Raw genomic sequence first — 26,591 nt, forward strand, 5'->3', positions numbered from 1 at the left:
GAAGTACAAGCCATTTTGGGAAAAAATTTTGAGGAATTGGCAGCCGTCAAGTAGACACGGTTCAAAAAAAGAGTAAACATAAAAATCCCTGTCATTAACAAATGGCAGGGATTTTGGTTAAAAGAATGTCAGGATGCGAAGGTAGTCAACTGTCAGCGCGAGCTCTGCAATGAAGAAGGGTAAGAGAATAGCGCCATCAAGTAAGACAGCTAGCAAGAAACGATAAAATGGGTCAAGGCTACTAGCCTTACTTGGCTTGCTAATCACAAAGAGATTGCCAAGGGCAAAGATGGTCATGCTTAGAAGAGTGAGGATGCCAGCGAATCGCAAGCCGCCAAAAAGTGCAAAGAAACTTGCTAGAGCCGTTAAGACAAGCGGGATAGCAAAGAGTCGGCTGTAACGATCGCAAGCTTCTTGGAATGTGAAGTCGCTCTCCTGATCCAGCACACGTCGGACAGTAAAGCCTCCCAAAATGATGGAAAAGTAAAATAGAGCGCTAGCGACCAAGATAGAAAGGCCAGCAAAGAGATCCAAAGGTGGGAGCTGGTTAGGTAAACTATTGGCAATAGAGGCCATATAGCCATAGTAGAGGTGCTTGATATGATAGATACTAAAGAAAAGGTTAATCGAAGACAGCAAAGTGAGCAGGGCAAAGACACTGTAACGATGCTTTTGGTCCGTAGTCTTGCTGGCAGTTGGTTCTTGGATAGCATCCAGCAGCCAAGTCCAAAATAGTGCGATTTCTTCTTTGAATCTGGCTGTTTTACGAGGGTCAATATCTGGGATATAGGGGCTTTCTAAAGCCTTGCTGAGGATACTTTTCTCTTTTGTAGGGTTTTCTTGCTTGTGTTCCTCTTCAGCTTTCCCTTCTCCCTCTTCCTCGGTTTGGGTTTCCTCAGTCATTTCGGGAGCTTTCTCCTCGTGGGTTTCCATCTCTTTAGGTGAGACAGAAGTTTCTTCGCTTACTTGTGGTTCAGTTTCCACAGTTTCTGAAGTCTCTGGCTCGTCGGGTTGGACTTCTGATTTCGTCTGAGGTGATTTCTTCTCAAGATCGGCACTTTCAAACCATTCTTGTGTCATGGTGGAACCTCCTTTTTTATGGTCGTTTTCTATCTTTAGACTAGCAGATGAAAGCGTTTTTGTCAATGGTTGCTAGGTGGAGCAGAGTATTCTTCTTCCTTGGGTAGGTAGATATCCTGATTGGCTTTTGCAATGAGTAGATCTTTGATATCTGCTTTTTCAGTTTTATAAGGGTTGGCAAGTTGATTCTCTTTTTGTCCACGATGTTCTTCTTTGGGTTTATGATAGATACCACCATGCTGAGAAGAAAGATCTAGATTGATACGGTCAGTATCTTTCTGGGAGAGAATGAGGTTTAGAGTGGAATGGGCCTCTAGCTCAACCTTACCGTGAACATGAATATTTTCAGCATAGATGTGTCCCCCCTCCGTCTTGACCTGGCTATCTGTCAATTCGGTATCAAAGATATTGATGATATGAGGTGTCGTTAGTGTGCTGTTCTTGATAGAACTTTCTGTTAGTCTTAAGAGATATCCTTTTGCTTTGATTGTTGCATTTTCAAGATTGGCTTGACGAATATTAGTTTGTCCACGATTGGCTGAGACGGTGATAGCTTGTAGCTTTCTTCCTTTAGGTAGGGAGAGAATGACTTCGTCAAAACGGTGAGAATAACTGCTGGCAATACGAAGTAGGCTTTCGATTCCTGAACCGAGAAAACGATGTTGGGAGGCTTGTTTGTCAGTGACGCTCAGTGTTTTGTCACTCATACCAGTAGTCAAATCGTGACGACCAGACACCGAAGGATGATAGGTGATATGGACCTTGTCATCTACAGACTCTGTGATGGTTAGGCTGTGTTCTTCAAGGGTTAAATCAAGTTTTTCCACTTCGCTTCCAAAGGTCACTTCTTCGATACGATTGTCATAGACGGGATCTTTTGACATGGCAAGCAAACTTTGAATACCATTGGACTGGGCGCCTACAATAATCATGATAAAACCAAGGATTGTAGAAACCACACCAAAGATGAGAAATCCTTTCGTCAATTTACGCATGTCTGTCACCTCTCTTTCCTTTTTTAAGAATCCATTGCACCAAGCGGACGATTAGGAGGCCAAAGAAACGAGCTACATAGGAGATACCTAGTAGAACAAGAGAAGAAGCACCGATAGAAAGCAAACCGGCTCCGAAAATCAAAATAAAGGCAGATTTGGCTTCGACCAGAACACTAAAGCTCTCTATGATAAAGAGTCCACCTAGCAGGATACCCGTCACCGAAACAGTGAAAAAGGCTAGAATGACGGAGACAGCTGCGATAAAAATACCGATGATGGCCATGAGAATGCCGATCCCGACCGGAATTCCGATAGGAGCTACTAGCAGAGCCAGGAGGGCAATGTGTAGCAGTTGGCGATCATTCTTTTGAGCAGGGGCTTCATTGACTTTCTTGTCGAGAAGATCAGAAAGGATATCATGGGCAGCTTCTTTTGGAGTTCCCAGACTGGCAATGAGTTCCTCTTCGCCCTCTGAACCTGCATCGTCAAATAGTTCCTTAAAGTAGTCCATAGCTTCGATGCGGTCAGCTTCAGGCAGTTTATTGAGATAGGTTTCTAACTGAGTCAGATAGTCAGTTCTTGTCATGGCGGATACTCCCTTCTATGATGCCGTTGACGGTGTCGGTATAGAGCGTCCACTCTTCCTTTAGAGTAACGAGCTGCTCTACGCCCCGATTGGTCAAGGAGTAGTATTTGCGCATACGCCCCTGAAACTCTCTAGAGTAGGTGGTGAGAAAGCCACTGGCTTCCAATTTTTTGAGAATGGGATAGAGCGTAGATTCTTTGATATTGGCGATGAGCTTAATGGTTTGACTAATCTCATAACCATAAGAATCCCCCTGCTCCAGTACAGCCAAGATGAGAAACTCGATCAAGGCAGAGGATGTTGGGAAGTACATGGGAAACCTCCTTTATATTATATAAAAATTTTATATATACTCTTTTCAAATATATTGTATCTCAAGTTGAAAGCCCTGTCAAGAAATATGTGTAAAAATTTTACATATAAAAAAACTCCTAGTATAAACTAGAAGTTTAGAGGATTTTATCAGCCCGATCCACCATAAAGAGTGAGATGGTCATGATGATATCGATGGCTAGAAGGGCAAGGACAGCTGGGATCCAAGATTGAAAAAGTTCAAAACTATAACCAAACAAGGCAGGACCAAAGGCCGCCAAGATGTAGCCTCCTGTTTGCGCTAGTCCTGATAGCTGAGCTGTCTTTTCAGGAGAACTGGTTTTAAGAGAAAAGCAAACCATGAGGTAGGGGAAGAGGGCACTGCAGGCCGTTCCAATCAAGAGATGGACAACTAACCAGTAGAGGAAATTATTGGCTGGATACAAGAGCATGGCAATTCCCATCATACCAGCGATAGAGATAATTGCCAGCATGATTCGACGGTGACCATCTGATAGACGAGTCGTCAGACTTGGAACAGTCATGGAAAAAGGAATGCTGATCAGTGAGAAGATAGAAGCGAGGAGAGCCGCATCACTATTAGAAATACCAGCACCAACAGCCATAGTTGGCAACCAGGTCATGCTTGTATAAAAGAGCAAGGACTGAAGACCACCAAAGACAATGATAGCCCAGACAGATTTGCTTTTTAGAATATTTTCTTTCGATTTCTTTTCTTGCTGCCCTTCTAGATAGTGGTTGTGGCGATGATTTGGCAACCAGACTAGCAGAGTGACTAGACAGAGAAAGCTGAGAACGAGGATGAGGCCCTTCCAAGAACTAGCTTGGGTGATAGGGACCGAGAGATAAGAAGCGATGGCTGTCGAAATTCCCATGGCAGTGACATAGAGAGTTGTTAGGAAACTAATCTTTTGAGGCTGATTTGCCTGGATCATACTTGGGAGGAGTACATTGAAGATGGCGATGCTTGCTCCCACAATTAGGGTCCCTAGATAGAGAAGGGGAAGATTGAAGATACGAATGACAGAGCCAACAGTTAAGAGGAGGAGACAGTAAGTAAAGAGATGTTCTAGTCCGATTTTTTGTGCCAAGCGGCTTGCAAAAGCAGAGAAAAGAGCAAACATCAAGAGAGGGAGACTGGTTAAAATCCCAAGAGAGCTAACCTCCACTCCTAGTCCCTGAGCGATATCTCCTAAAATAGTTGGAAGAGCAGTAAAAGGAGAGCGTAAAACGGTCCCGATTAAGACAATTCCTAGAACAAAAAAGAGTGATTGTTTTTTCATAAAAACCTCGATAGGATGATTTTAATAACAGCTTATTTTAAGGTTTTTTCCTTATAATGTCAAGTAATGACAGCCAAGACAGATCAATCAATGGAAGTGAAAATAAAGTGAAAAGGGATGGATTTCTTTACTAGATTTTTCCTTGATTTGATATAAAAATAGGAAACTAGGAGAATTTGTGATAAAATAGTGGAAGGAAATCTATACATTGGAGAAAAACTGTGCCTGAAAAGCAAAAAATCAGCGTCTTGATGTCGGTCTATGTAAAGGAAAATCCGACGTTTTTAAGAGATGCTATCAAAAGTGTTGAAAACCAGACCTTGAAACCGAGCGAACTTGTTCTTGTTGAGGACGGGCCGCTCACACCCGAACTCTATCAGGTGCTAGATGAAGTGGAAGCTCAGTCAGACATTCCAGTTAAACGGTGCCCCTTAGAAGAAAATCAAGGTTTAGGCTTGGCTCTTCGATACGGTGTTTTACAGTGCCAGTATGACATTATTGCCCGCATGGATACGGATGATTTAGCCGTTCCGAATCGTTTTGAGAAACAGCTTCAGCTAATGGAGAAAGAAGATCTTGATCTCTTAGGTGGGCATATCGCAGAGTTCATTGACAATCCAGATGAGATTGTATCTTATCGTCGTGTTCCAACTCAGCACGCAGACATTGTGGCTTATCAGAGAATGAGAAGCGCCTTTAACCATATGACAGTCATGTTCAAAAAGGACATGGTCCTCAAGGCGGGCAACTATGAAGACGGCCTTTACATGGAGGATGACCTCCTTTGGCTCAATATGATTGCTGCAGGTGCCAAGACTGGGAACCTAGATCAAATCTTGTGTAAGGTTCGTGTCGGTGCAGGGATGTTTGAGCGTCGAGGTGGCTTGCGTTACTTTAAACTCTATCGTCAAGCTCGCCAAAGGATGCTTGAGCGAGGGCAAATTTCTTACATGGAATATGCTAAAAGTGTAGCCATTCAGGCCATTGTTGCACTTTGTCCAGGCTTTGTACGTCAGTTTATCTTCGTCAAACTTTTAAGAAAGAGAAAGTAAGCCCCGATAGACTGAATGATTCAGGTTATCATAACAACAGTATCATCTGACTCTTTTAAGGGGGAGTAAATTCCTATGAATAAAAAACTAACAGATTATGTGATTGATCTGGTTGAAATTTTAAATAAACAGCAAAAACAAGTATTTTGGGGGATATTTGATATTCTGAGTATGGTGGTTTCCATCATCGTATCTTATATCTTGTTTTATGGCCTTATAAATCCGGCGCCTGTGGATTACGTCATCTACACTCTTTTAGCCTTCCTCCTCTATCAAATCATGATTGCGTTTTGGGGGCTAAATGCTAGTATTAGTCGTTATAGCAAGATTACGGATTTCATGAAAATCTTTTTCGGAGTGATGCTCAGCAGTGTTCTTTCTTATGGAATCTGCTATGCCTTTCTTCCATTGTTTTCTATCCGTTTCATCGTACTCTTCATTTTGTTGAGTACCTTCCTCATCTTGCTTCCTCGTATCACTTGGCAGCTGATTTATTCTAAGCGTAAGCAAGGTAGTGGAGATGGTGAACATCGTCGTACCTTCTTGATTGGTGCTGGTGATGGTGGCGCCCTCTTTATGAACAGCTACCAACATCCAACTAGCGACCTTGAGCTAGTGGGGATTTTGGATAACGATGAAAAGAAAAAGGGACAAAAACTAGGTGGAATCCCAGTATTGGGCTCTTATGATAATCTCCCTGAATTGGCTAAACGTCACCAAATCGAGCGTGTTATCGTAGCGATCCCTTCGCTTGACCCATCAGAGTACGAACGCATCTTGCAGATGTGTAATAAGCTAGGCGTCAAATGTTACAAGATGCCTAAGGTTGAGACAGTCGTTCAAGGACTCCATCAATCAGGCAGTGGCTTCCAGAAAATTGATATCACAGACCTTTTGGGCCGTCAGGAAATTCGTCTCGATGAATCGCGTCTGGGTACTGAGATTACAGGCAAGACCATCCTGGTGACAGGAGCTGGTGGTTCGATTGGTTCGGAGATTTGTCGTCAGGTTAGCCGCTTCAATCCCGAGCGTATCGTCTTGCTTGGACATGGTGAAAACTCAATCTATCTCGTTTATCATGAATTGATCCGTACATTCCAAGGGATTGATTATGTTCCTGTTATTGCAGATATTCAGGACTATGACCGTCTCTTGCAGGTGTTTGAGCAGTACAAACCAGCCATTGTTTACCATGCTGCAGCCCACAAACACGTTCCGATGATGGAGCGCAATCCAAAAGAAGCCTTCAAGAACAATATTCTCGGAACCTACAATGTTGCCAAGGCTGTTGATGAAGCCAAAGTACCTAAGATGGTCATGATTTCGACTGACAAGGCGGTCAATCCACCGAATGTTATGGGTGCGACTAAGCGCGTGGCAGAGTTGATTGTCACTGGCTTTAACCAACGTAGCAAATCAACCTACTGTGCAGTCCGTTTTGGGAATGTTCTGGGTAGTCGTGGTAGTGTGATTCCTGTCTTTGAACGTCAGATTGCTGAAGGCGGTCCTGTAACGGTGACAGACTTCCGTATGACACGTTACTTCATGACCATTCCAGAGGCTAGCCGTCTAGTAATCCATGCTGGGGCTTATGCCAAGGACGGAGAAGTCTTTATCCTCGATATGGGTAAACCAGTTAAGATCTATGACTTGGCTAAGAAAATGGTCCTTCTAAGCGGGCACACAGAAAGTGAAATTCCAATCGTTGAAGTCGGTATTCGCCCAGGTGAAAAACTCTATGAAGAACTCTTGGTTTCGACCGAATTGGTTGATAACCAAGTCATGGACAAGATTTTCGTTGGTAAGGTAAATGTCATGCCGCTAGAAGCTATTGATCAAAAGATTGAAGAGTTCCGTTCACTCAGCGGAGATGAGCTCAAAGAAGCAATCATTTCCTTTGCAAATGAGACAACCCATGCTGAGTAAGAGTGTCCATCTACCTTCATAATGAAACAACTATCGCCAGTTTTCTGAGGAAATCAGAAAGCTGGTTTTTATAAATAGAGAGTAGAAAACATCGTCTCTTTCAAAGGATTAATAAGCGCAACTATTCAAGGGACGATGTTATGTGATCTATCAGGAGAGTGATTTCAGACACTCTAAAAACTACCTCTTTTTTAAGCTGGTAACATAACTTTGCAAAATAAGTATTAAAATCAAAAGGAGATTATTGTATGCTGACTGCTATTAGGAGTTTTTTCAAAGGCTACGCGAATTTTTCTGGTCGTTCCACACGTCCAGAATTTTGGTGGGTTTGGCTACTAAATATGGTGATTTTCTTGCCCGCCTACTACTCACTTTTTACTGGAGTAGAATCTGATAAAGCCATCAGGAATATTGCGGTCTTCAGTATGTGTATTATTTTGTTTATAATAGAGTTTGTTCCTCTACTAGCACTGATAGTACGTCGCTTACGAGATGTGGGTATCCATTGGGCCTATATTTTTATTGTATTTGTTCCTTTGGGTGCAATAACACTGCTCGTTATGCTCGCTATGCCAAGTCAACGATTTGGAGAAAAAGTGATAGAGAATAGTGAAAAAGATAAAGAGAATACGGAAGATTCTCGGTTTGAAGAAATGGTACGAAAATATTAAGATATTTCTACTCCATTTAAAAACGGCTGAGTCGCTTCGCTGCTTACGAGACGCTGGTTTCCACTGGGCCTTTATCTTCATTGCTTTGGTTCCTATCGTTGGACCGATTGCTCTTATTGTAATGCTTGCTTGGCCAAGTAAGAAGGATGAAGATGCAGATACTGAAGAACAGGATCAAATTACTGCTTAAGCATGGAGTTGATTCCTTCTGATAGTAACAAGATATAAAAAAATACTCCTCAACCTAGTTCACTAGCGTTAGGAGTATTTTTGTATATTGTATTATTTATAGTTGCTTAATGATATCATCAATGGTACGGGCAATCCAGTCAGGTTGATAGCTGAGCAAATCAGCCTCTTCTCCAAATCCCCAAGTAACAGCGAACTTTTTAATGCCAGTTTCTTGGGCTCCAATCATATCAAACTTGGTATCCCCAATGATGAGGACTTGGTCTGCATGGAGTTGATGCGTTTGCAAGGCGTAACGGATGACATCTGCCTTGTGTGGTGTTTCAGGACTAGAACCATAAATGCCATCAAAGAAATGATGGATTCCCAGATTTTTAGTCATATCGTGAGCAGTAGGAGTATTCTTTGTTGTAGTGATGTAGAGAGGGTAGTTTTGCGAAAGCTCTTGAAGCAATTCCGTTATTCGGGGGAAGAGTTGCGCTTCGTGGATTCCTTTTTCCTTGTAGTAAGAACGATAGATTTGAACAGCTTCTGAGATTTGTTCCTTGGGAAGACATGTTGCAAAACTACTTTCAAGGGGTGGTCCCATGAAACCACGAATGGTTTTGGCATCAGGGCTTGGAACTCCTAGTTCTTTAAAGGTATGGGTAAAGGCATTGTGGATCCCGAGGGAACTGTCAACCAGGGTTCCGTCTAGATCAAAAAAGATTGCTGAGATAGAGGGCATAGTTTCTCCTAATAGATATAGATAAGCTTATTCTCCGAAGATTTCTTTTTGTAGGCGGCGACCAGTAGGTGTAGCGGCGAGTCCACCCTCAGCTGTTTCACGAAAGGCAGTTGGAAGACTCGATCCGACTTGGTACATGGCATCGATGACTTCGTCAACAGGGATCTTAGACTCGATACCTGCCAAGGCCATGTCTGCTGCGATAAAGGCAAAGCTAGCTCCCATGGCATTGCGCTTAACACAGGGAACTTCGACCAAACCAGCGACGGGGTCACAGATGAGGCCCAGCATATTTTTAATGACAAAGGCAATGGCTTGACTAGCCTGATAGGGGCTTCCACCTGCAGCCAAGGTCAAGGCTGCGGCACTCATGGCAGAGGCAGAGCCAACTTCGGCCTGGCAGCCACCTTCAGCGCCTGAGATAGAAGCGTTGTTTGCGATGACTAGTCCAAAGGCACCAGCAGCAAAGAGGAAATCCAGCTGTTCTTCGTGGCTAAGGTCTAATTTTTGGATAGCAGCAGTGAGAACGGCTGGCAGACAGCCAGCACTTCCTGCGGTTGGGGTAGCGCAGACCAAGCCCATCTTCGCATTGTGTTCATTGACCGCGATGGCATTACGGGCTGCTGATAGGATGGTAAAGTCCGACAAGGCCTTGCCACTTTTGAGATGGCGGTCTAGTTTGGCCGCGTCTCCGCCCGTTAGGCCACTACGGGATTTATTTTCACTGAGACCGAGCTCGACAGAGGCTTTCATGACTTCTAGATTGCGTTCCATGAGGAGGAGAACTTCTGGCCGTTCCCGACCAGTTAGTTGATATTCTGTCGCAATCATGAGTTCGGCGACATTTCCTTGGAAGTCTAGATCCGCCTGCTCGACCAATTCTTTGATAGAATAAAACATGTTTCCTCCTACTTAAAGAAATTGACATTGTGGAGATGAGGGATTTTTCGGATTTCTTCAATCGCCTCTTCGCAACTTCGACTATCGACTTCGATAATCATAATGGCTTTTTCTCCAGCTTTTTCTCGAGTCACATTCATCTGAGCGATGTTGATATCGAAACGAGAGAGGGCTTCAGTAACATGGGCAATCATACCTGGAACATCTTGATGCACGATGATGATGGTCGGTGTGTTCATGTTGAGAGAGACAGCAAAGCCGTTAAGTTCCGTAACTTGGATATTTCCTCCACCGATGGAAATTCCTGTCACACTAATGGATTTGTGTTCATTCTTCACAGTAATTTTAGTGGTATTAGGATGAGGGGCATTGCTGTCTTTCTGAATGGTCCAGACAATCTTGATACCACGTTTATGGGCAATCTCTAGGCTATTTGGAATATCAGGATCATCCGTATCCATACCTAATATACCAGCGACGAGAGCAAGGTCCGTTCCATGACCACGGTAGGTTTTGGCAAATGAGTTAAATAATTGGAATTCGACTTCTGTCGGCGTATCATCAAAGATGGAAGAGACGATTTTTCCGATGCGAACAGCTCCAGCAGTATGGCTACTTGATGGGCCAATCATAACTGGTCCGATAATATCAAAGACAGATTGAAAACGAAGTGAGTGCATCTGTTTCCCCTTACAAAGATTCTTATATCTATTATATCAAAGAATGGACCGCTGCGCTTATTTCCCTTATCAAAAGCTTAAAATGATTAAAGATAGTATAAAATAAGGTCTTTTGTGACAAAAACCTCTGTAAAACGGTAAATATAAAACATTTTTGTAATATTTCTACATAAAACCGTTAAACAACGGTAACATTTAAAAGGTATCATAGATATATCCAATGGAAGGAGAATTTTTAGATATGTCATTAACAACTAAAAAAATTAAAACAACTATCGCAGGAGTAGCAGCTTTGCTTGCTTTCTTTGCTCCATCACTTGCATCTGCCCAAGAAACTGTAACTTACACAGTTAAATCAGGTGATACTCTTTCAGAAATCGCTGAGAAGTACAACACAACTGTTGAAAAATTGGCAGCAAAAAACAACATCAAAGATATTCACCTTATCTTTGTTGACCAAGTTTTGGTTATCGAAGGAACAGCTCCATCGACAGCAACTGCAACCGCTGCAGCTTCAACAACAACTTATGAAGCACCAGCAGCTGCAGAAGAAGTAACTGAAACAACAACCTATGAAGCGCCAGCTACACCAGCGGCTCCAGCAGCAGAAAGCAACACTGTAGCAGCTTCTACTGTAAGTGGTTCTGAAGCAGAAGCCAAAGAATGGATCGCTCAAAAAGAATCAGGTGGTAGCTACACTGCTACAAACGGACGTTACATCGGACGTTACCAATTGACAGATTCATACTTGAACGGTGACTACTCAGCTGAAAACCAAGAACGTGTAGCAGATGCCTACGTTGCAGGACGTTACGGTTCATGGACAGCTGCCAAGAACTTCTGGCTTAACAACGGTTGGTATTAAGAATACAAGAGTCCTTTAGGGCTCTTTTTTGTTTCTCTAGAACAAAAAGCGAAACGAGCTTCTCAGCAATGCTCTATTTGTATAATTCCGACAAAATTCTTCAAATTGTTTTAAAACTCAAATAGCATAAATAAGCTTATTATGTGTAAGAATATATCATATAATAAGCTTTTTCTTGATTTAAATGAAATAAAATACAGTTTTTTCTTGACAAACGAAAATGAGAGGAGTATTATTTATACAACAATAAAGTATAAAAATAAAAGGAGGCTCTTCTATGAATAAAGTGAAGAAGGTGTTGATGACGATGTTTGGTTTGCTTATGTTTCCCTTATTATTTGCTTGTAGTAACGCTCAATCCCAAGGTGTTGAAGCCATTAAGGCTAAAGGAAAATTGGTGGTGGCCCTAAATCCAGAGTTTGCTCCATTTGAATATCAGAAATTGGTCGATGGGAAAAATCAGATTGTAGGTTCAGATGTTGAGCTAGCCAAAGCCATCGCAAAGGAACTAGGTGTAGAAGTGGAGTTCTCTCCAATGAGTTTTGACAATGTACTGGCTAGTCTTGATTCAGGCAAGGCCGATCTTGCCATATCAGGTGTTTCTAAAACGGAGGAGAGAAGTCAAGTTTACGATTTTTCAATTCCCTACTACACTTCGAAAAATAAGGTTATCGTAAGAAAATCTGAATTAACGAATTACCAATCAGTCAAGGATTTGGCTCAGAAAAAGGTTGGAGCGCAGAAAGGCTCTATCCAGGAAACTCTGGCCAAAGAAACCTTGCAGAATGCTTCTCTCGTTTCACTTCCTAAAAATGGAAATTTGATAACAGATTTGAAATCAGGGCAACTGGATGCGGTTATCTTTGAGGAACCAGTGGCGAAAGGATTTATAGAGAATAATCCAGACCTAGCCATCGCTGAGTTTGATTTTGACAATGACAAAGAAGATTCCTACGCTGTTGCGATGAAAAAAGACAGTAAAGAATTAAAAGAGGCGGTTGACAAAACCATCCAGAAGTTGAAGGATTCTGGGGAGTTGGACAAATTGATTGACGATGCTTTTAAAGCCTCTATCGAAAAATAGAAAGAAGGATGAGAAATGAGTAAGGAAAAAGTCATTTTAGCCTATTCAGGTGGATTGGATACATCAGTTGCTATTACATGGTTAAAAAAAGACTATGATGTGATTGCTGTTTGTATGGATGTGGGTGAAGGAAAAGATCTGGAATTCATCCACGATAAAGCTCTCAAGGTTGGGGCTGTTGAGTCTTATGTCATTGATGTTAAGGAAGAATTTGCTAATGACTATGTTTTAGTGGCCCTTCAGGCTCATGCCTACTATGAACAGAAGTATCCCTTGGTATCTGCTCTGAGTCGCCCTCTTATTTCAAAAAAACTAGTTGAGATAGCTCATCAGACGGGGGCAACCACAATTGCTCATGGTTGTACAGGTAAGGGAAACGACCAAGTTCGGTTTGAAGTCTCTATTGCGGCTTTGGATCCCAATTTAAAAGTAGTTGCGCCTGTTCGTGAGTGGAAATGGTCTCGTGAAGAAGAAATCCAATATGCCAAAGAAAACGGTGTTCCAGTTCCTGCTGACCTTGACAATCCTTACTCTGTCGATCAAAATCTTTGGGGACGTGCAAATGAATGTGGTGTCTTGGAAAACCCTTGGAACCAAGCGCCAGAAGAAGCATTTGGAATCACATCTTCGCCGGAAGAGGCACCAGACAGTCCAGAATTTATTGACATTGAGTTTAGCTGCGGGGTGCCCATCTCCCTCAATGGTGAGAAGATGAAAGTAGCGGATTTGATTCAAAAGCTAAATGAAATTGCGGGCAAACATGGTGTCGGTCGTATTGACCATGTGGAAAATCGCCTAGTCGGTATTAAGTCAAGAGAGATTTATGAGTGCCCAGGCGCTGTGACTTTATTGGCAGCTCATAAGGAGATTGAAGACTTGACTCTTGTGAGAGAAGTGGCTCATTTCAAACCTATTATCGAAAATGAGTTGTCCAATCTCATCTATAATGCTTTGTGGTTTAGCCCAGCAACTCAGGCTTTGATTGCCTATATCAAGGAGACACAGAAAGTTGTCAATGGAACTGCAAAAGTTAAACTCTATAAGGGGAACGCCCAGGTAGTGGCTCGGAAATCACCAAATTCTCTTTACGATGAAAATTTGGCGACTTATACTAGTGCGGATACTTTTGACCAAGATGCGGCTGTTGGATTTATCAAGCTTTGGGGGCTTCCGACTAAGGTTTATTCAGAAGTTCAGAAAAATGTTGAGTAGTGACGCGATAGAAAGGGACGACAGGATATGCCGAAAAATACAAAATTATGGGGTGGTCGATTTGAAGGCACTGTGGAAGATTGGGTAGAACAGTTCGGTGCGAGTATTTCTTTTGACCACCAGCTGGCAAAATTTGATTTGATGGGTTCCCTAGCTCATGTTCAAATGCTAGGACAGACTGGCATTTTAAGCTTGGAAGAGGCAGAGCAGATCCAAGATGGTCTGCAAGCTTTGTTGCGAGATTTAGAGGCAGGAGAGCTTCATTTTGATATTGCAAATGAAGATATTCATATGAATATGGAAGTGTTGCTGACAGAGAAAATTGGTCCTCTGGCTGGGAAACTACACACGGCTCGTTCTCGGAATGACCAAGTCGCAACGGATATGCACTTATATCTAAAGGAGCAGCTTGGCCATGTCTTGGATAAGTTGGCGAATCTGAACAGTGTTTTGCTGGATTTGGCTGAAAAACATGTGGAAACCATCATGCCAGGTTATACTCATTTGCAACATGCCCAACCGATTAGTTTTGCCCATCATCTCATGGCTTATTATAATATGTTCCAAAGGGATAGCGAGCGCTTTGCATTTAACTTGAAACATACGGACCTATCTCCCCTGGGTGCGGCTGCCTTGGCAGGGACAACTTTTCCAATCAATCGTCAATTATCGAGTGATTTATTGGGCTTCCAACAACCCTATACCAATTCCTTGGACGCAGTGAGTGACCGTGATTTTATCTTAGAATTTCTGTCAAATGCCAGCATGTTGATGATGCATATGAGTCGTTTTTGTGAGGAAATCATCAATTGGTGCAGTTTTGAGTATCAGTACATTAGCTTGTCTGATAGCTTTTCAACGGGTTCGTCTATCATGCCCCAGAAGAAAAATCCTGATATGGCCGAATTGATTCGAGGGAAGACAGGACGGGTTTACGGGAACTTGCTTGGACTATTGACCGTCATGAAGTCTTTGCCTCTGGCTTACAATAAGGATTTGCAAGAGGACAAGGAAGGCATGTTTGATACAGTAGAAACGATTTTGAATTCTCTGGATGTGCTGGCAGGTATGCTATCGAGCATGCAGGTTAATGAGGCCAAAATGCAGCAATCCACAGAGAATGATTTTTCGAATGCGACCGAACTGGCAGATTATTTGGCAGAAAAAGGTCTTCCCTTTAGAGAAGCGCATGAAATAGTAGGGAAATTGGTTCTAGACTCTATCAAGCATGGTAAAAACATCCAAGATTGGGATTTGGAGGAGTTGCAAGTCTACCATCCCTTGATTGAAGAGGATATTTATATCTACTTGCGCCCAGAAACCGCTGTTCAGAGACGGAATTCCTTAGGAGGAACCGGCTTTGAGCAAGTGAAATACCAGATAGAACAAGCGAAGAAAGAACTTAAAGGGGAAAATTGATTCGTTTGCAAAGGAAGAAAGAGAGGTTGAGGTGATTTATCAACCTCTTTCTTGTCTTCTCTAACCAAGCGTGTTATAATGAATACTGCTCAAGCGACCTTCAATCGTTGAAGCACACACGACCTTCAATCGTGAACTAGTCATTTCGTTTATCTTTTATTACGTCGTTAACTCGAAATGAGATGCAAGCAGAGCTTGTCTGATTTATAACCTCAATCAGTCTCCCAGACTGATTGAGCGAACTCAAGTTATGCCTGCGACTCGTTGCCTATCATATTTTCATTTTAAGATGATAGGCTAAAATGGTCTCCCAGACCATTTTACTCCTAAAAGCAAACGAAAAGACGATACTCAAAGAAATTCTTTTGAAAGTCATAATAAATAGAATTTTGAAGGGTATGAATAAACGAATAGATGGGAGACTTACCATGAGTGATAACTCTAAAACACGTGTTGTCGTGGGGATGAGTGGTGGTGTTGATTCGTCGGTGACGGCTCTCTTGCTCAAGGAGCAGGGCTACGATGTGATCGGTATCTTCATGAAGAACTGGGATGACACAGATGAAAACGGCGTCTGTACGGCGACCGAAGATTACAAGGATGTGGCTGCGGTGGCAGACCAGATCGGCATTCCTTACTACTCTGTCAATTTTGAAAAAGAGTATTGGGACCGCGTTTTTGAGTATTTCCTAGCGGAATACCGTGCAGGGCGCACGCCAAATCCAGATGTTATGTGCAACAAGGAAATCAAGTTCAAGGCCTTTTTGGACTATGCCATGACCTTGGGTGCAGACTATGTAGCGACTGGGCATTATGCTCGAGTGGCGCGTGATGAGGATGGCATTGTTCACATGCTTCGTGGCGTGGACAATGGCAAGGACCAGACCTATTTCCTCAGTCAACTTTCGCAAGAACAACTCCAAAAAACCATGTTCCCCTTGGGACATTTGGAAAAGCCTGAAGTTCGCAGACTCGCAGAAGAGGCAGGCCTTGCGACTGCTAAGAAGAAAGACTCGACAGGGATTTGCTTTATCGGAGAAAAGAACTTTAAAAACTTCCTCAGTAACTACCTGCCAGCTCAGCCTGGTCGCATGATGACTGTGGACGGTCGCGATATGGGCGAGCATGCAGGACTTATGTATTATACGATTGGTCAGCGTGGCGGACTCGGTATCGGTGGGCAACACGGCGGTGACAATGCCCCTTGGTTCGTTGTCGGAAAAGATTTGAGCCAAAATATCCTCTATGTCGGCCAAGGTTTCTATCATGATTCGCTTATGTCAACAAGCCTAGAGGCCAGTCAAGTTCACTTTACTCGTGAGATGCCAGAGGAATTTACACTAGAATGTACGGCTAAATTCCGCTACCGTCAACCTGACTCTAAGGTAACAGTTCATGTCAAAGGAGACAAGGCAGAAGTTATCTTTGCGGAACCACAACGTGCGATTACACCAGGACAGGCAGTTGTCTTTTACGATGGCGAAGAGTGTCTCGGTGGCGGTTTGATTGACAATGCCTACCGCGATGGACAGGTTTGTCAGTACATTTAAGATTTTCTAAGAGGAAAGAGAATGTTTCAGTTTTTTAAGAAAAAAACGGCTAAAAAAGAGCAAACAATGAGCCTCTCTGACTATAAGAAAGAGTATTTGAGAGAGAAAACGACAGAGTCAATTGAAGCCTTGTTCAAGGAATTGAAACAAGCTAAAGTCTGGGTCCCCTTCAATCCGAATCTTCTGGATGAGAGTGATGAACAAGAAGGGGTACGACTAAAACCGGATATTCTGCGAAAGGGAGACGACTACTTCTATCCTTGTTTCTTAACTGAACAAGATATTCCCAGGGACTATTATGACCGTTTTTCCTGGTTGCAATTACCTCTTACGGACTGTTTATCTGTTGCGGAAGAGATAGGGGAGTTTCCGGTGAGAGGGATTGTTCTGGATGCCTTCTCTGACCCAGTCGAGATTGACAAAGGAGCTTTTGAAGCGATTCGCCAATTATAGTACATTTAGATTGACAAATTTTCTCAATTTGCTACAATAATAAAAGCAATAGAAATGATGGTCAAAGCTCATGGATGTTGCAGGCTTTTTTGTCCTGCACTTCTTTGGAGTTTTGACTGTTTTTGTGTCGTTTAGGGGAAAGGACAAAAATGACTCAACAAGACTTTCGGACAACAGTGGGAGACACGGTCTTTGGTGTTCGGGCGGCAGCCTTGATTCTCCAAAATGGCAAGCTCCTAGTTACTAAAGACAAGGGTAAATATTACACTATCGGCGGTGCGATTCAAGTCAATGAAAGCACGGAAGACGCGGTAGTCCGTGAAGTGAAGGAAGAACTAGGTGTCAAAGCTCAAGCTGGGCAGCTAGCTTTCGTGGTTGAAAATCGTTTTGAACAGGACGGTGTTTCCTATCACAACATCGAGTTTCATTACCTGGTGAATTTGCTTGAAGAAGCTCCATTGACCATGCAGGAAGATGAGAAAAGGCAACCTTGTGAGTGGATTGATTTGGATCAGCTCCAGAATATCCAGCTAGTTCCAGCCTTTTTAAAAACAGCCCTACCAGAATGGAACGGCCAACTAAAACACATTCATCTTGAGGAATAGGAGAGAAAATGATGGTTAAGCTTATTGCCCATGTACTTGTTCATAGTGGTGGTGATTATTTGCTCATTCAGCGTTCGGAAATTAAAAGAGGAGAACCCAACGTTTATCCAACTTACTGGGATATTCCTGGTGGCAGGGTTGAAAAGGGTGAACTTCCGCGAGATGGTGCTCTTAGAGAATGCATTGAAGAAGCGGGAGTTAGGCTAGATAGCAGTTCGCTCAAACTTCTTCACGAAGATAGTCAACTGGATACCTCTAAGGATATGGTTTTTACTCGCTTAGTTTATAAAGCAGAGTGGGTTGGGGAGAAGCCAATTATCAGATTAGATCCTGAAGAGCATACACACTTTAAATGGGTTACTCTGAATCAAGCTCTAGAGGAGGAGAAGTTAGTTCCTTATTTGCGAGAAATTTTTGAAAGGTTAAGAAATGACTTATAATTTTACGGAAGAATACGATATTATTGTAATCGGTGCGGGGCACGCTGGGGTGGAGGCATCTCTAGCTGCCAGCCGTATGGGCTGTAAGGTCTTGCTTGCGACCATCAACATCGAAATGCTGGCTTTCATGCCTTGTAACCCTTCGATTGGTGGTTCTGCCAAGGGGATTGTCGTGCGTGAAGTGGATGCACTTGGTGGCGAGATGGCTAAAACCATTGACAAGACTTACATCCAGATGAAGATGCTCAACACAGGGAAGGGGCCAGCTGTCCGTGCCCTTCGTGCGCAGGCTGACAAGGAACTTTACTCTAAGGAGATGCGCAAAACCGTCGAAAATCAAGACAACCTCACCCTTCGTCAGACTATGATTGATGAGATTTTGGTCGAAGATGGCAAAGTTGTCGGTGTGCGTACAGCTACCCATCAAGAGTATGGAGCAAAAGCGGTTATTGTAACCACAGGAACAGCCCTCCGTGGGGAAATCATCATCGGAGACCTCAAGTACTCGTCTGGCCCTAACCACAGCCTAGCTTCTATTAACCTAGCTGATAACCTCAAGGAATTGGGACTCGAAATTGGTCGTTTCAAGACGGGGACACCTCCACGTGTCAAGGCTTCTTCTATCAATTACGATGTGACAGAAATCCAACCAGGAGACGAAGCACCTAATCACTTCTCATATACCTCAAGTGATGAGGACTATGTTAAGGATCAAGTGCCATGCTGGTTGACCTACACTAATGGTACCAGTCATGAGATTATCCAAAACAACCTCCACCGTGCGCCTATGTTTACAGGTGTGGTCAAGGGAGTGGGACCTCGTTACTGTCCGTCAATTGAGGACAAGATTGTGCGCTTTGCGGACAAGGAACGCCACCAACTTTTCCTTGAGCCAGAAGGGCGCAATACAGAGGAAGTTTATGTTCAAGGTCTATCAACCAGTCTGCCAGAGGATGTACAGCGTGATTTGGTTCATTCCATCAAAGGTCTGGAAAATGCAGAGATGATGCGAACAGGTTATGCCATTGAGTACGACATGGTCTTGCCACACCAGTTGCGTGCGACTTTGGAAACCAAGAAAATCTCAGGACTCTTTACTGCTGGTCAGACAAATGGAACGTCAGGTTACGAAGAAGCTGCTGGCCAAGGGATTATCGCTGGTATCAATGCGGCTCTAAAAATCCAAGGCAAGCCAGAGTTGATTTTGAAGCGAAGCGACGGTTATATCGGGGTGATGATTGATGACTTGGTGACCAAGGGAACTATTGAACCCTATCGTCTCTTGACCAGTCGTGCTGAATACCGTCTCATCCTCCGTCATGACAATGCCGATATGCGTTTGACAGAGATGGGGCGCAAGATTGGCCTTGTTGATGATGAACGCTGGGCTCGTTTTGAAATCAAGAAAAATCAATTTGACAATGAAATGAAGCGTTTAGACAGCATCAAACTCAAGCCAGTCAAGGAAACCAATGCCAAGGTTGAGGAGATGGGCTTCAAACCATTGACTGATGCGGTGACAGCAAAGGAATTCCTTCGTCGCCCAGAAGTGTCTTACCAAGATGTGGTGACCTTTATCGGACCTGCTGCAGAGGACTTGGATGACAAGATTATCGAATTGATTGAAACAGAAATCAAGTACGAAGGCTACATTTCGAAAGCCATGGATCAGGTTGCCAAGATGAAACGCATGGAAGAAAAATGCATTCCAGCCAATATCGACTGGGATGACATTGACTCGATTGCGACAGAAGCCCGTCAGAAGTTCAAACTCATCAATCCAGAAACCATCGGCCAAGCTAGCCGTATTTCGGGAGTAAATCCAGCAGATATTTCTATTTTGATGGTGTATCTGGAAGGTAAAAATCGTAGTATTTCTAAAAATCAAGAAAAGAAAGCATAGAAAAAACAGCTCCGAAGACGGGGCTGTTTTGTTGATTTATTCTTCTTCATCTGGTGTGAGGATCATCGGGATAATAATCGGTTCACGTTCCGTATTTTCATAGAGGAAGGGGCGAATAGCGTTGACGATAGCACCATTGACAGATTGGATGCTGGCATCTTTGTTTTTCAATGCGATACGAATAGCATTGAAGAGGATGCGCTGGCTTTGGCGAATCAAGTCTCCAGATTCTCTCATGTAGACAAAGCCTCGGCTGAGGATATCTGGACCAGACAAGATCATTTTAGACTTGAAGTCAACAGTTGCGACTGCTAGAACGACACCATCTTCAGATAGATCTCTACGGTCTTTGAGGACAGCAGCGCCGATTTCACCGATACGATTTCCATCGACATAGATATCTTGGGCATTGAAGTGACCTGCGATACGAGCTGAGTTAGCAGTAAGGGCAAGCACATCACCATTGCTCATGATAAAGATATTGTCCTTCTCGACACCCGTATCCACCGCTAGTCCAGCGTGGACTTTTTGCATGCGGTATTCACCATGGACAGGCATGAAGTATTTTGGCTTAATCAAGCGGAGCATGAGTTTTTGCTCTTGCTGACCACCGTGTCCAGAGGTGTGGATATTGTTAATCTTTCCGTGGATGACTTCGACACCAGCTTCTGAGATAATGTTAATCAACTTGTTGACGCTAGTGGTGTTTCCAGGAATTGGGCTAGAAGAGAAGATAACGGTATCGCCGGGTTGGAGTTGCACTTGACGGTGGGTTCCGTTGGCGATACGAGAGAGGGCTGCCATCGGCTCCCCTTGACTACCTGTACAAAGGATAAGAACCTCGCCAGCAGGGTAGTCTTTGATTTCATTTGGCTCGATAAAGGTTCCCTTAGGAGCTTTGATGTAGCCAAGTTCGATCCCGTTGACAATGGCCTTTTCCATAGAACGACCAAAGACTGCAATCTTGCGTCCGGTCTTAACAGCAGCATCTGTTGCTTGCTGGAGACGGAAAATATTGGAGGCAAAGGATGCAAATATGATGCGTCCTTCAATGCCTTGGATGATCTTCATGATGGACTGGCCAACGACTTTTTCAGAGTTGGTAAAGGTTGGTACTTCCGCATTTGTCGAGTCAGACAGGAGACAGAGCACACCTTCTTCACCAAGGGCAGCCATACGGTGCAAGTCTGCAGGTTCTCCAACTGGAGTAAAGTCAAACTTAAAGTCACCCGTACAAACGATTTTCCCTTGAGGAGTATGAATGACAATCCCTAAAGGCTCTGGAATGGAGTGGGTTGTTCTAAAGAAAGTTGCCTTGAGATTTTTAAAGGTCAACTCAGTGTTGTGGTTGATTTCGTAAAGTTTGGCGTTGCGCAAGAGACCGTGTTCTTCGAGTTTTCCACGGATCAAAGCCAGGGCAAGTGGTCCAGCGTAGATAGGGACATTTGCTTGCTTGAGCAGGAAGGGAATCCCACCAATGTGGTCCTCGTGTCCGTGTGTAATCAAAACAGCCTTGACGCGGTCAATATTGTCCACGATGTAAGAATAATCAGGAATGACGTAGTCGATACCCAGCAAGTCATCTTCTGGGAATTTAATCCCAGCATCGACGATGATAATCTCGTCTTGGTATTCAATTCCGTATGTGTTTTTCCCGATTTCTCCCAGACCACCGATGGCAAAAACGCCGACTTCTTCAGGTTTAAGAGTGTAGGCCATATTAGAACTCCGTAATCTCGAAAGCGCCAGTTTCTTTTTCGTAATCTAGCAATTTGTCAGACAAGAGTTCGATATACTCGATGTTGTACTCTGGGCGGTTTTCTTCGACAAGTTGGCGAGCAGCGATACGGCCCTCAAGTTCTGAGTTGGCATCGATGTCTAGGTAAAGTGAGCGTGTTGTTTCACGACGTGGGCTACGTTCTTTTGTTTCTTGATAAAAAACTTTGTAAATCATATAGTTCCTTTCTATTTACAGGTCAGCTTATTCCAAACTTTTAGCAGAGATTTGCTTGATTTCATTCCATTTTGTGTCTAGATTGACCTTGATTCGTTACAATTATTTCAATTATACCACAAAATGAAAAATTAGTAAAAGACGGAAATGGAGAAAGTCGGGAGGGGAAGGAGGAGCAAAAAGACAGGTAGGATTTGGTCGGAGAGCGCTTAGGTGTTATAATTAAAGGGGGAATCTATGGAGATAGTAGGTTTGAGGAAGAATACAGTTCTAGTTTCATTAATCGTTGGTGTAGATGGTTGGGGCAGAATGATATCTTTGAAAAAAGAAAAAGCTCTTGAGAAATCTCAAGAGCAACCAAAAAGGCTGAGACAAAATTAAGGGATCTTTCTGAGCAAGCTTAAGGGGCAGCACCATTACCTGAAGTGATTGAATCACAACTTTTGAAAGACTTGTCACCAAGTCAGACCAAATCTCAACCTTTACCCCATTTTATCATTTACTCAGCTAAGAAATCAATCTATAAGTATAACGATGTAGAAACAGCATGAAGTGGAGTGCTTACTAAAGAGGCAAAGAAAAGCCCTTGACCGAAATCAAGAGCCGTCAAACACTGGGGGCGAATTGTTCAATCGCAATTTCAGTTCTTTAGAAACCAAAGTTTCAGGGATAGCACTGCAACCCGAAGAGTCAACGACTCAACCTGATTTTCCTACCAATGTTGAATTACATTTTAACATTGATAGACCAACATTGTCAACAGTTTAAATAAAAAAGGAATACCAGAAGGAGGATTAAGAATGTTTAGTTTGTTTGAATTTGCAGTAGGGGTTCGCCTCTTGATGTTTGTAGCCTTTGTAGCTTGTGTCTATGGGGGGAATGCCCTGTTTGTGCATCTGGAACACCGCAAAACAAAGTTCCTTTGGAAGCTTGCTTTTGTGACGCTCTATTCAATTTTTCTTCTCCTGGTCACCTATGTTGTCTGGTTCGTTTTCTACTTTGGTTTAAATGCCTAAAGTCAATTATTCATCTAAATATACAGAAAATCCACCTCGTCTTGATAGATGGGATGGACTTTTTCTATTTTTAGGTGCTATCTTTATTGTTATGACGATGATTTCTCACATCGAAAATCGAGTTGAAACATAAATGCATGATCCAAATTTTTTACAAAGAACCTTTCAATTTCCTTGTTCACTTTTCTATTCAAAAAAGATATAACTTTTTTAAATTTTTTGTGTAGAATTGCTTGTCTAAGTGGCAGGCCTCTTTTGTTTCAAAACAAAGAAAATTCCCATGCGCTAGCTTTTGTAGTATAATAGTAAACAGACAAAAAGATAGGAATATGTTATGAAAGTATTAGCTTTTGATACGTCCAGCAAGGCTCTTTCTCTAGCCATTTTAGAGGACAAGCAGGTTCTTGCTGAGACTATGATCAATATCAAGAAAAATCACAGTATTACCCTCATGCCTGCCATCGATTTTTTGATGGGCAGTCTGGATTGGACACCCAAGGATTTGGATCGTATCGTAGTTGCTCAAGGTCCGGGCAGCTACACAGGTCTGAGAATTGCGGTGGCGACAGCCAAGACTCTGGCCCATACCCTCAAGATTGAGCTGGTTGGTGTGTCTAGTTTGCTGGCTTTAGTTCCAGAGCAGGTGGAAGGTTTGGTCATTCCTGTCATGGATGCCCGCCGCAATAATGTCTATGCTGGCTTTTACCAGTCTGGTCAGGCTGTGTGGCCGGAAGCTCATCTGCCTTTGGCAGAGGTTTTGGAAATAGCTGGCGCTGCTAACCAGTCAGTCACCTTTGTCGGAGAGACAGCAGCTTTTACGGAGCAGATTGAAGTGGCTCTTCCTCAGGCTACCCTTCAGCCAACTTTGCCAAACGCGGCGGCTGTTGGTCGTCTCGGTTTAGACCTGCCTTCCCAGTCCATTCATGACTTTGTTCCTAACTATCTCAAGCGTGTTGAGGCTGAGGAAAACTGGCTCAAGAACCATACCGAGTCTGGTGAGTCCTACATTAAACGTCTATGATAGAAATCAAAAGAATCCAAAGACAGCCTGACCTGGCTCAAGCAATCTACGCTGTTATGGTAACAGTTTACCCAGTCAGTCCTTGGGCACTGGAACAAATCCAAGCAGACCTGTCCCAAGACCAGACTTGGTACGCTCTAGCTTATGATGGGGCAGAAGTGATTGGCTTTCTAGCCGTTCAGGAGAATCTCTTTGAAGCAGAAGTCTTGCAGATTGCTGTACTGCCTAGCTATCAGGGTCAGGGAATTGCGTCAGCCTTGTTTGCTCAATTGCCAGCGGATAAGGAGATTTTCCTCGAAGTCAGAAAGTCAAACCAACGAGCGCAAGCATTTTACAAGAAAGAAAAGATGGCGGTCATCGCTGAGCGAAAGGCCTACTACCATGACCCAGTCGAGGACGCCATCATCATGAAGAGAGAAATAGATGAAGGATAGATATATTTTAGCATTTGAGACATCCTGTGATGAGACCAGTGTTGCCGTACTGAAAAACGATGACGAGCTCTTGTCCAATGTCATTGCGAGTCAAATTGAGAGTCACAAGCGTTTTGGGGGCGTAGTACCAGAAGTAGCTAGTCGTCACCATGTCGAGGTTATTACAGCCTGCATCGAGGAGGCGCTAGCAGAAGCAGGGATTACCGAAGCGGATGTGACAGCTGTTGCCGTTACTTATGGACCTGGATTGGTTGGAGCACTGCTAGTTGGTTTGTCAGCTGCCAAGGCTTTTGCTTGGGCTCATGGACTTCCGATGATCCCCGTTAACCACATGGCTGGTCACCTTATGGCGGCTCAGAGTGTGGAGCCTTTGGAGTTTCCCTTGCTAGCTCTCTTGGTCAGCGGTGGGCACACAGAGTTGGTCTATGTGTCAGAGGCTGGGGATTACAAGATTGTTGGAGAAACGCGGGATGATGCGGTTGGTGAGGCCTATGACAAGGTCGGCCGTGTCATGGGATTGACTTATCCAGCAGGTCGCGAGATTGACGAGTTGGCTCATCAGGGACAGGATGTGTATGATTTCCCTCGTGCCATGATCAAGGAAGATAATCTGGAGTTTTCATTTTCAGGTTTGAAGTCTGCCTTTATCAATCTTCACCACAATGCCGAGCAAAAGGGAGAAAGCTTGTCCAAGAAAGATCTGTCAGCTTCCTTCCAAGCTGCGGTCATGGATATTCTTATGACCAAAACCAAGAAGGCCTTGGAGAAATATCCTGTTAAAACTCTAGTTGTAGCAGGTGGCGTGGCTGCCAATAAAGGGCTCAGAGAACGACTAGCAGCTGAAATCACAGATGTCAAGGTTATCATCCCTCCCCTACGCCTTTGCGGAGACAACGCGGGTATGATTGCCTATGCCAGCGTCAGCGAGTGGAATAAAGAAAACTTTGCAGGCTTGGACCTCAACGCCAAACCAAGCCTCGCCTTTGATACTATGGAATAAAGAGTCAGCTTGAGGCTGGCTTTTTTACTCCGGAAAATGTCAGAATATTTTGACAAAGCTGTAAAAATGATGATATAATATGTAAAAATTAGGAGGTGGCCAGATGATTGAGAGAATGGAATTGGGAGAATTTTACAAGGAATTGCGGCTGGCGAGAAAGCTCAAGCAGTCAGATGTGGCTTGTGAAGGTCTAACAGCTTCTCAGTTATCCAAGTTTGAACTGGGACAGTCTATGCTGTCTGCGGATAAACTGATACTAGCTATCCAAGGGATAAATGTGACCTTTGATGAGTTTGGACACAAGCTTAATAATTATCAGGAATCCCCACATATGCGATTTGGACGAAAAGTTGTAGATCGTTTTGCCCATCAAGATATGGCTGGCTTAGAGCAACTATTAGAGGAAGTTGAGCAGGAACAGATGGCGCAGACCTATCGTCGTTTGAATGCTATTGTGATTAAAGATGCTATCCATTCCTTAGATAAAAGGTATCCGTTAGAAGAGGAGGATAGCGAGTTTTTGACCACCTATCTCTATGCTATCGAGTCTTGGACCTGGTTTGAACTCTATCTTTTTTGCAATACCATGCCTTTCTTAAGTAATCAAGATCTGATTTTTTTATCCACCTCTTTACTTGAAAAATCCAAGGAATTTAAAGAGTTGGTACACAATCAATTGTATATGAAAAGTGGTTATCTTAATATCATCTCAGAGCTCATGGAGCGTAAGCTTTTCTCTTACATCCCAATCTTTGAAGCCGAGTTGGAGAGTATGCTCCGGCCATATGATGTTTTTGAGAAAGTATCATTGCAGTTTTTAAAGAAGATGAGTGTATTCCTTCAAACCAAGGGGAGCAATCAAAAAGAGATTGAACACTTTATCCAATCTCTGCAAATATTAGAAAATCCACAATTAACAGCCCTTTTTGAATTGCGTTTGCAGCAATACAAAGAGCTTATCGATTAGTTAGAAAAGGAATGACAATAACCCACTCTAAAATAAGTAGGAGTATCAGTTGGATTTTGCTTTTTTTCATCATTATATCCCTCCTTGTGAGTAGTACCTTCATTATATCAGGGAAAGAGTCAAATCTACAAAAATCGCAAATGTGAAATTTCCATGAGAAAAAATATCAAATATGCGATTTTCTAAAATGAGCTAATTTCTGTGTTATACTGTCCTTGTAAGACATTTGAAGCAAATCCTAGGTTG

30 protein-coding genes are annotated in these 26,591 nt (G+C 43.2%); 20 read left to right on the forward strand and 10 right to left on the reverse strand.

Annotated elements, in window-relative coordinates:
* Positions 1 to 117: 117 nt before the first annotated feature.
* The 5 genes from O3622_RS06910 to O3622_RS06930 form a co-directional block, all read right to left on the reverse strand.
* On the reverse strand, positions 118 to 1,080 hold the full coding sequence (locus tag O3622_RS06910; RefSeq protein ID WP_371607265.1) for a DUF6574 domain-containing protein: 963 nt from the start codon (positions 1,078 to 1,080) through the stop codon (positions 118 to 120).
* Positions 1,081 to 1,142: 62 nt separating this feature from the next.
* Positions 1,143 to 2,075 (reverse strand): DUF4097 family beta strand repeat-containing protein, encoded by a 933-nt coding sequence (locus O3622_RS06915; RefSeq protein WP_371607266.1) that lies wholly within the window; start codon positions 2,073 to 2,075, stop codon positions 1,143 to 1,145.
* Positions 2,068 to 2,661, reverse strand: coding sequence for a DUF1700 domain-containing protein (locus O3622_RS06920; RefSeq protein WP_268717323.1), 594 nt, complete (start codon positions 2,659 to 2,661; stop codon positions 2,068 to 2,070). Before O3622_RS06920 ends, O3622_RS06915 begins: the two co-directional genes overlap by 8 nt.
* Positions 2,648 to 2,974 (reverse strand): PadR family transcriptional regulator, encoded by a 327-nt coding sequence (locus O3622_RS06925; protein ID WP_000273860.1) that lies wholly within the window; start codon positions 2,972 to 2,974, stop codon positions 2,648 to 2,650. Before O3622_RS06925 ends, O3622_RS06920 begins: the two co-directional genes overlap by 14 nt.
* Positions 2,975 to 3,110: 136 nt before the next feature.
* On the reverse strand, positions 3,111 to 4,277 hold the full coding sequence (locus O3622_RS06930) for a CynX/NimT family MFS transporter (RefSeq protein WP_371607267.1): 1,167 nt from the start codon (positions 4,275 to 4,277) through the stop codon (positions 3,111 to 3,113).
* 221 nt (positions 4,278 to 4,498) lie between these two features.
* Here O3622_RS06930 and O3622_RS06935 point away from each other — a divergent pair, with 221 nt between their 5' ends.
* The 4 genes from O3622_RS06935 to O3622_RS06950 all read left to right on the forward strand — a co-directional run bounded on the left by O3622_RS06935 (position 4,499) and on the right by O3622_RS06950 (position 8,116).
* Entirely contained in the window at positions 4,499 to 5,329 is an 831-nt protein-coding gene (locus O3622_RS06935; protein ID WP_371607268.1) for a glycosyltransferase, read from the forward strand.
* A gap of 75 nt (positions 5,330 to 5,404) precedes the next feature.
* Positions 5,405 to 7,255: a nucleoside-diphosphate sugar epimerase/dehydratase gene (locus tag O3622_RS06940; RefSeq protein WP_071851735.1), complete on the forward strand. Its 1,851-nt coding sequence runs from the start codon at positions 5,405 to 5,407 to the stop codon at positions 7,253 to 7,255.
* A 248-nt stretch (positions 7,256 to 7,503) separates the two neighbouring features.
* A complete protein-coding gene (locus O3622_RS06945; RefSeq protein ID WP_042903042.1) occupies positions 7,504 to 7,926 on the forward strand; it encodes a DUF805 domain-containing protein in 423 nt (140 codons plus the stop codon).
* Complete coding sequence (locus tag O3622_RS06950) at positions 7,901 to 8,116, forward strand: DUF805 domain-containing protein (RefSeq protein ID WP_000759533.1); 216 nt, start codon at positions 7,901 to 7,903, stop codon at positions 8,114 to 8,116. The genes O3622_RS06945 and O3622_RS06950 overlap by 26 nt, the downstream gene beginning before the upstream one ends.
* A gap of 96 nt (positions 8,117 to 8,212) precedes the next feature.
* On the opposite strand, the gene O3622_RS06955 is transcribed toward O3622_RS06950, so the two are convergent.
* From O3622_RS06955 to sdaAB, 3 genes are read right to left on the reverse strand one after another with little or no spacing between them, the layout of a single operon-like run.
* Positions 8,213 to 8,842, reverse strand: a complete 630-nt coding sequence (locus O3622_RS06955) for an HAD-IA family hydrolase (RefSeq protein WP_251464103.1) — start codon at positions 8,840 to 8,842, stop codon at positions 8,213 to 8,215.
* Positions 8,843 to 8,869: 27 nt separating this feature from the next.
* On the reverse strand, positions 8,870 to 9,742 hold the full coding sequence (sdaAA, locus tag O3622_RS06960; RefSeq protein ID WP_000500029.1) for an L-serine ammonia-lyase, iron-sulfur-dependent, subunit alpha: 873 nt from the start codon (positions 9,740 to 9,742) through the stop codon (positions 8,870 to 8,872).
* A gap of 8 nt (positions 9,743 to 9,750) precedes the next feature.
* Positions 9,751 to 10,422: an L-serine ammonia-lyase, iron-sulfur-dependent subunit beta gene (sdaAB, locus tag O3622_RS06965; protein WP_000555868.1), complete on the reverse strand. Its 672-nt coding sequence runs from the start codon at positions 10,420 to 10,422 to the stop codon at positions 9,751 to 9,753.
* A gap of 241 nt (positions 10,423 to 10,663) precedes the next feature.
* On the opposite strand from sdaAB, the gene O3622_RS06970 reads away from it, so the two are divergent.
* The 9 genes from O3622_RS06970 to mnmG all read left to right on the forward strand — a co-directional run bounded on the left by O3622_RS06970 (position 10,664) and on the right by mnmG (position 19,953).
* Complete coding sequence (locus tag O3622_RS06970) at positions 10,664 to 11,287, forward strand: LysM domain-containing protein (RefSeq protein ID WP_000060316.1); 624 nt, start codon at positions 10,664 to 10,666, stop codon at positions 11,285 to 11,287.
* A 277-nt stretch (positions 11,288 to 11,564) separates the two neighbouring features.
* The gene (locus O3622_RS06975) at positions 11,565 to 12,371 is read left to right on the forward strand and encodes an ABC transporter substrate-binding protein (protein ID WP_371607269.1); all 807 of its coding nucleotides are present in this window, start codon (positions 11,565 to 11,567) and stop codon (positions 12,369 to 12,371) included.
* A 15-nt stretch (positions 12,372 to 12,386) separates the two neighbouring features.
* On the forward strand, positions 12,387 to 13,583 hold the full coding sequence (locus O3622_RS06980) for an argininosuccinate synthase (RefSeq protein WP_000031908.1): 1,197 nt from the start codon (positions 12,387 to 12,389) through the stop codon (positions 13,581 to 13,583).
* A 27-nt stretch (positions 13,584 to 13,610) separates the two neighbouring features.
* Positions 13,611 to 15,002 (forward strand): argininosuccinate lyase, encoded by a 1,392-nt coding sequence (gene argH, locus O3622_RS06985; protein ID WP_371607270.1) that lies wholly within the window; start codon positions 13,611 to 13,613, stop codon positions 15,000 to 15,002.
* A 428-nt stretch (positions 15,003 to 15,430) separates the two neighbouring features.
* Positions 15,431 to 16,552, forward strand: coding sequence for a tRNA 2-thiouridine(34) synthase MnmA (gene mnmA / locus O3622_RS06990; RefSeq protein WP_038804687.1), 1,122 nt, complete (start codon positions 15,431 to 15,433; stop codon positions 16,550 to 16,552).
* Between the two features lie 21 nt (positions 16,553 to 16,573).
* Positions 16,574 to 17,005 carry an SseB family protein gene (locus O3622_RS06995; protein ID WP_000485110.1) on the forward strand — a complete coding sequence of 144 codons (432 nt, stop codon included), beginning with the start codon at positions 16,574 to 16,576 and terminating at the stop codon, positions 17,003 to 17,005.
* Positions 17,006 to 17,154: 149 nt separating this feature from the next.
* Positions 17,155 to 17,610 (forward strand): NUDIX hydrolase, encoded by a 456-nt coding sequence (locus tag O3622_RS07000; protein WP_162279123.1) that lies wholly within the window; start codon positions 17,155 to 17,157, stop codon positions 17,608 to 17,610.
* Between the two features lie 8 nt (positions 17,611 to 17,618).
* Positions 17,619 to 18,050, forward strand: a complete 432-nt coding sequence (locus O3622_RS07005; RefSeq protein WP_371607271.1) for an NUDIX hydrolase — start codon at positions 17,619 to 17,621, stop codon at positions 18,048 to 18,050.
* Positions 18,040 to 19,953, forward strand: coding sequence for a tRNA uridine-5-carboxymethylaminomethyl(34) synthesis enzyme MnmG (gene mnmG, locus O3622_RS07010; RefSeq protein ID WP_371607272.1), 1,914 nt, complete (start codon positions 18,040 to 18,042; stop codon positions 19,951 to 19,953). Before O3622_RS07005 ends, mnmG begins: the two co-directional genes overlap by 11 nt.
* A 36-nt stretch (positions 19,954 to 19,989) precedes the next feature.
* Here the strand turns inward: mnmG and rnjA are convergent, their stop codons facing one another.
* Both rnjA and O3622_RS07020 read right to left on the reverse strand, forming a co-directional pair.
* A complete protein-coding gene (gene rnjA, locus O3622_RS07015; protein ID WP_000331969.1) occupies positions 19,990 to 21,672 on the reverse strand; it encodes a ribonuclease J1 in 1,683 nt (560 codons plus the stop codon).
* A 1-nt stretch (position 21,673) separates the two neighbouring features.
* Positions 21,674 to 21,907: a DNA-dependent RNA polymerase subunit epsilon gene (locus tag O3622_RS07020; protein WP_000639582.1), complete on the reverse strand. Its 234-nt coding sequence runs from the start codon at positions 21,905 to 21,907 to the stop codon at positions 21,674 to 21,676.
* A gap of 237 nt (positions 21,908 to 22,144) precedes the next feature.
* Between O3622_RS07020 and O3622_RS07025 the strand changes: the two genes are divergently transcribed.
* From O3622_RS07025 to O3622_RS07055, 7 genes are all read left to right on the forward strand, one after another.
* Complete coding sequence (locus tag O3622_RS07025; RefSeq protein ID WP_371607273.1) at positions 22,145 to 22,288, forward strand: hypothetical protein; 144 nt, start codon at positions 22,145 to 22,147, stop codon at positions 22,286 to 22,288.
* Positions 22,289 to 22,332: 44 nt separating this feature from the next.
* Entirely contained in the window at positions 22,333 to 22,458 is a 126-nt protein-coding gene (locus O3622_RS07030; RefSeq protein ID WP_260468372.1) for a hypothetical protein, read from the forward strand.
* Positions 22,459 to 22,707: 249 nt separating this feature from the next.
* Positions 22,708 to 22,923, forward strand: coding sequence for a hypothetical protein (locus O3622_RS07035; RefSeq protein ID WP_000492027.1), 216 nt, complete (start codon positions 22,708 to 22,710; stop codon positions 22,921 to 22,923).
* Positions 22,924 to 23,257: 334 nt separating this feature from the next.
* Entirely contained in the window at positions 23,258 to 23,944 is a 687-nt protein-coding gene (tsaB, locus tag O3622_RS07040) for a tRNA (adenosine(37)-N6)-threonylcarbamoyltransferase complex dimerization subunit type 1 TsaB (protein WP_000865683.1), read from the forward strand.
* A complete protein-coding gene (rimI, locus tag O3622_RS07045; RefSeq protein ID WP_000569857.1) occupies positions 23,941 to 24,378 on the forward strand; it encodes a ribosomal protein S18-alanine N-acetyltransferase in 438 nt (145 codons plus the stop codon). The genes tsaB and rimI overlap by 4 nt, the downstream gene beginning before the upstream one ends.
* Positions 24,368 to 25,378 carry a tRNA (adenosine(37)-N6)-threonylcarbamoyltransferase complex transferase subunit TsaD gene (tsaD, locus tag O3622_RS07050; RefSeq protein WP_000655027.1) on the forward strand — a complete coding sequence of 337 codons (1,011 nt, stop codon included), beginning with the start codon at positions 24,368 to 24,370 and terminating at the stop codon, positions 25,376 to 25,378. The genes rimI and tsaD overlap by 11 nt, the downstream gene beginning before the upstream one ends.
* A gap of 103 nt (positions 25,379 to 25,481) precedes the next feature.
* Positions 25,482 to 26,345: an Rgg/GadR/MutR family transcriptional regulator gene (locus tag O3622_RS07055; protein ID WP_000572854.1), complete on the forward strand. Its 864-nt coding sequence runs from the start codon at positions 25,482 to 25,484 to the stop codon at positions 26,343 to 26,345.
* Positions 26,346 to 26,591: the final 246 nt, after the last annotated feature.

This window comes from Streptococcus sp. 27098_8_51, from assembly GCF_041432205.1.
GTDB lineage: Bacteria > Bacillota > Bacilli > Lactobacillales > Streptococcaceae > Streptococcus.

Excerpts from the sequence above, each read along its gene's own strand:
- O3622_RS06910 (WP_371607265.1), bottom strand. The coding sequence starts at position 1,080 with ATGACACAAGAATGGTTTGAAAGTGCCGATCTTGAGAAGAAATCACCT.
- O3622_RS06915 (WP_371607266.1), bottom strand. The coding sequence starts at position 2,075 with ATGCGTAAATTGACGAAAGGATTTCTCATCTTTGGTGTGGTTTCTACA.
- O3622_RS06920 (WP_268717323.1), bottom strand. The coding sequence starts at position 2,661 with ATGACAAGAACTGACTATCTGACTCAGTTAGAAACCTATCTCAATAAA.
- O3622_RS06925 (WP_000273860.1), bottom strand. The coding sequence starts at position 2,974 with ATGTACTTCCCAACATCCTCTGCCTTGATCGAGTTTCTCATCTTGGCT.
- O3622_RS06930 (WP_371607267.1), bottom strand. The coding sequence starts at position 4,277 with ATGAAAAAACAATCACTCTTTTTTGTTCTAGGAATTGTCTTAATCGGG.
- O3622_RS06940 (WP_071851735.1), top strand. The coding sequence starts at position 5,405 with ATGAATAAAAAACTAACAGATTATGTGATTGATCTGGTTGAAATTTTA.
- O3622_RS06945 (WP_042903042.1), top strand. The coding sequence starts at position 7,504 with ATGCTGACTGCTATTAGGAGTTTTTTCAAAGGCTACGCGAATTTTTCT.
- O3622_RS06955 (WP_251464103.1), bottom strand. The coding sequence starts at position 8,842 with ATGCCCTCTATCTCAGCAATCTTTTTTGATCTAGACGGAACCCTGGTT.
- sdaAA (WP_000500029.1), bottom strand. The coding sequence starts at position 9,742 with ATGTTTTATTCTATCAAAGAATTGGTCGAGCAGGCGGATCTAGACTTC.
- sdaAB (WP_000555868.1), bottom strand. The coding sequence starts at position 10,422 with ATGCACTCACTTCGTTTTCAATCTGTCTTTGATATTATCGGACCAGTT.
- O3622_RS06970 (WP_000060316.1), top strand. The coding sequence starts at position 10,664 with ATGTCATTAACAACTAAAAAAATTAAAACAACTATCGCAGGAGTAGCA.
- O3622_RS06975 (WP_371607269.1), top strand. The coding sequence starts at position 11,565 with ATGAATAAAGTGAAGAAGGTGTTGATGACGATGTTTGGTTTGCTTATG.
- O3622_RS06980 (WP_000031908.1), top strand. The coding sequence starts at position 12,387 with ATGAGTAAGGAAAAAGTCATTTTAGCCTATTCAGGTGGATTGGATACA.
- argH (WP_371607270.1), top strand. The coding sequence starts at position 13,611 with ATGCCGAAAAATACAAAATTATGGGGTGGTCGATTTGAAGGCACTGTG.
- mnmA (WP_038804687.1), top strand. The coding sequence starts at position 15,431 with ATGAGTGATAACTCTAAAACACGTGTTGTCGTGGGGATGAGTGGTGGT.
- O3622_RS06995 (WP_000485110.1), top strand. The coding sequence starts at position 16,574 with ATGTTTCAGTTTTTTAAGAAAAAAACGGCTAAAAAAGAGCAAACAATG.
- O3622_RS07000 (WP_162279123.1), top strand. The coding sequence starts at position 17,155 with ATGACTCAACAAGACTTTCGGACAACAGTGGGAGACACGGTCTTTGGT.
- O3622_RS07005 (WP_371607271.1), top strand. The coding sequence starts at position 17,619 with ATGATGGTTAAGCTTATTGCCCATGTACTTGTTCATAGTGGTGGTGAT.
- mnmG (WP_371607272.1), top strand. The coding sequence starts at position 18,040 with ATGACTTATAATTTTACGGAAGAATACGATATTATTGTAATCGGTGCG.
- rnjA (WP_000331969.1), bottom strand. The coding sequence starts at position 21,672 with ATGGCCTACACTCTTAAACCTGAAGAAGTCGGCGTTTTTGCCATCGGT.
- O3622_RS07020 (WP_000639582.1), bottom strand. The coding sequence starts at position 21,907 with ATGATTTACAAAGTTTTTTATCAAGAAACAAAAGAACGTAGCCCACGT.
- O3622_RS07025 (WP_371607273.1), top strand. The coding sequence starts at position 22,145 with ATGGAGATAGTAGGTTTGAGGAAGAATACAGTTCTAGTTTCATTAATC.
- O3622_RS07035 (WP_000492027.1), top strand. The coding sequence starts at position 22,708 with ATGTTTAGTTTGTTTGAATTTGCAGTAGGGGTTCGCCTCTTGATGTTT.
- tsaB (WP_000865683.1), top strand. The coding sequence starts at position 23,258 with ATGAAAGTATTAGCTTTTGATACGTCCAGCAAGGCTCTTTCTCTAGCC.
- rimI (WP_000569857.1), top strand. The coding sequence starts at position 23,941 with ATGATAGAAATCAAAAGAATCCAAAGACAGCCTGACCTGGCTCAAGCA.
- tsaD (WP_000655027.1), top strand. The coding sequence starts at position 24,368 with ATGAAGGATAGATATATTTTAGCATTTGAGACATCCTGTGATGAGACC.
- O3622_RS07055 (WP_000572854.1), top strand. The coding sequence starts at position 25,482 with ATGATTGAGAGAATGGAATTGGGAGAATTTTACAAGGAATTGCGGCTG.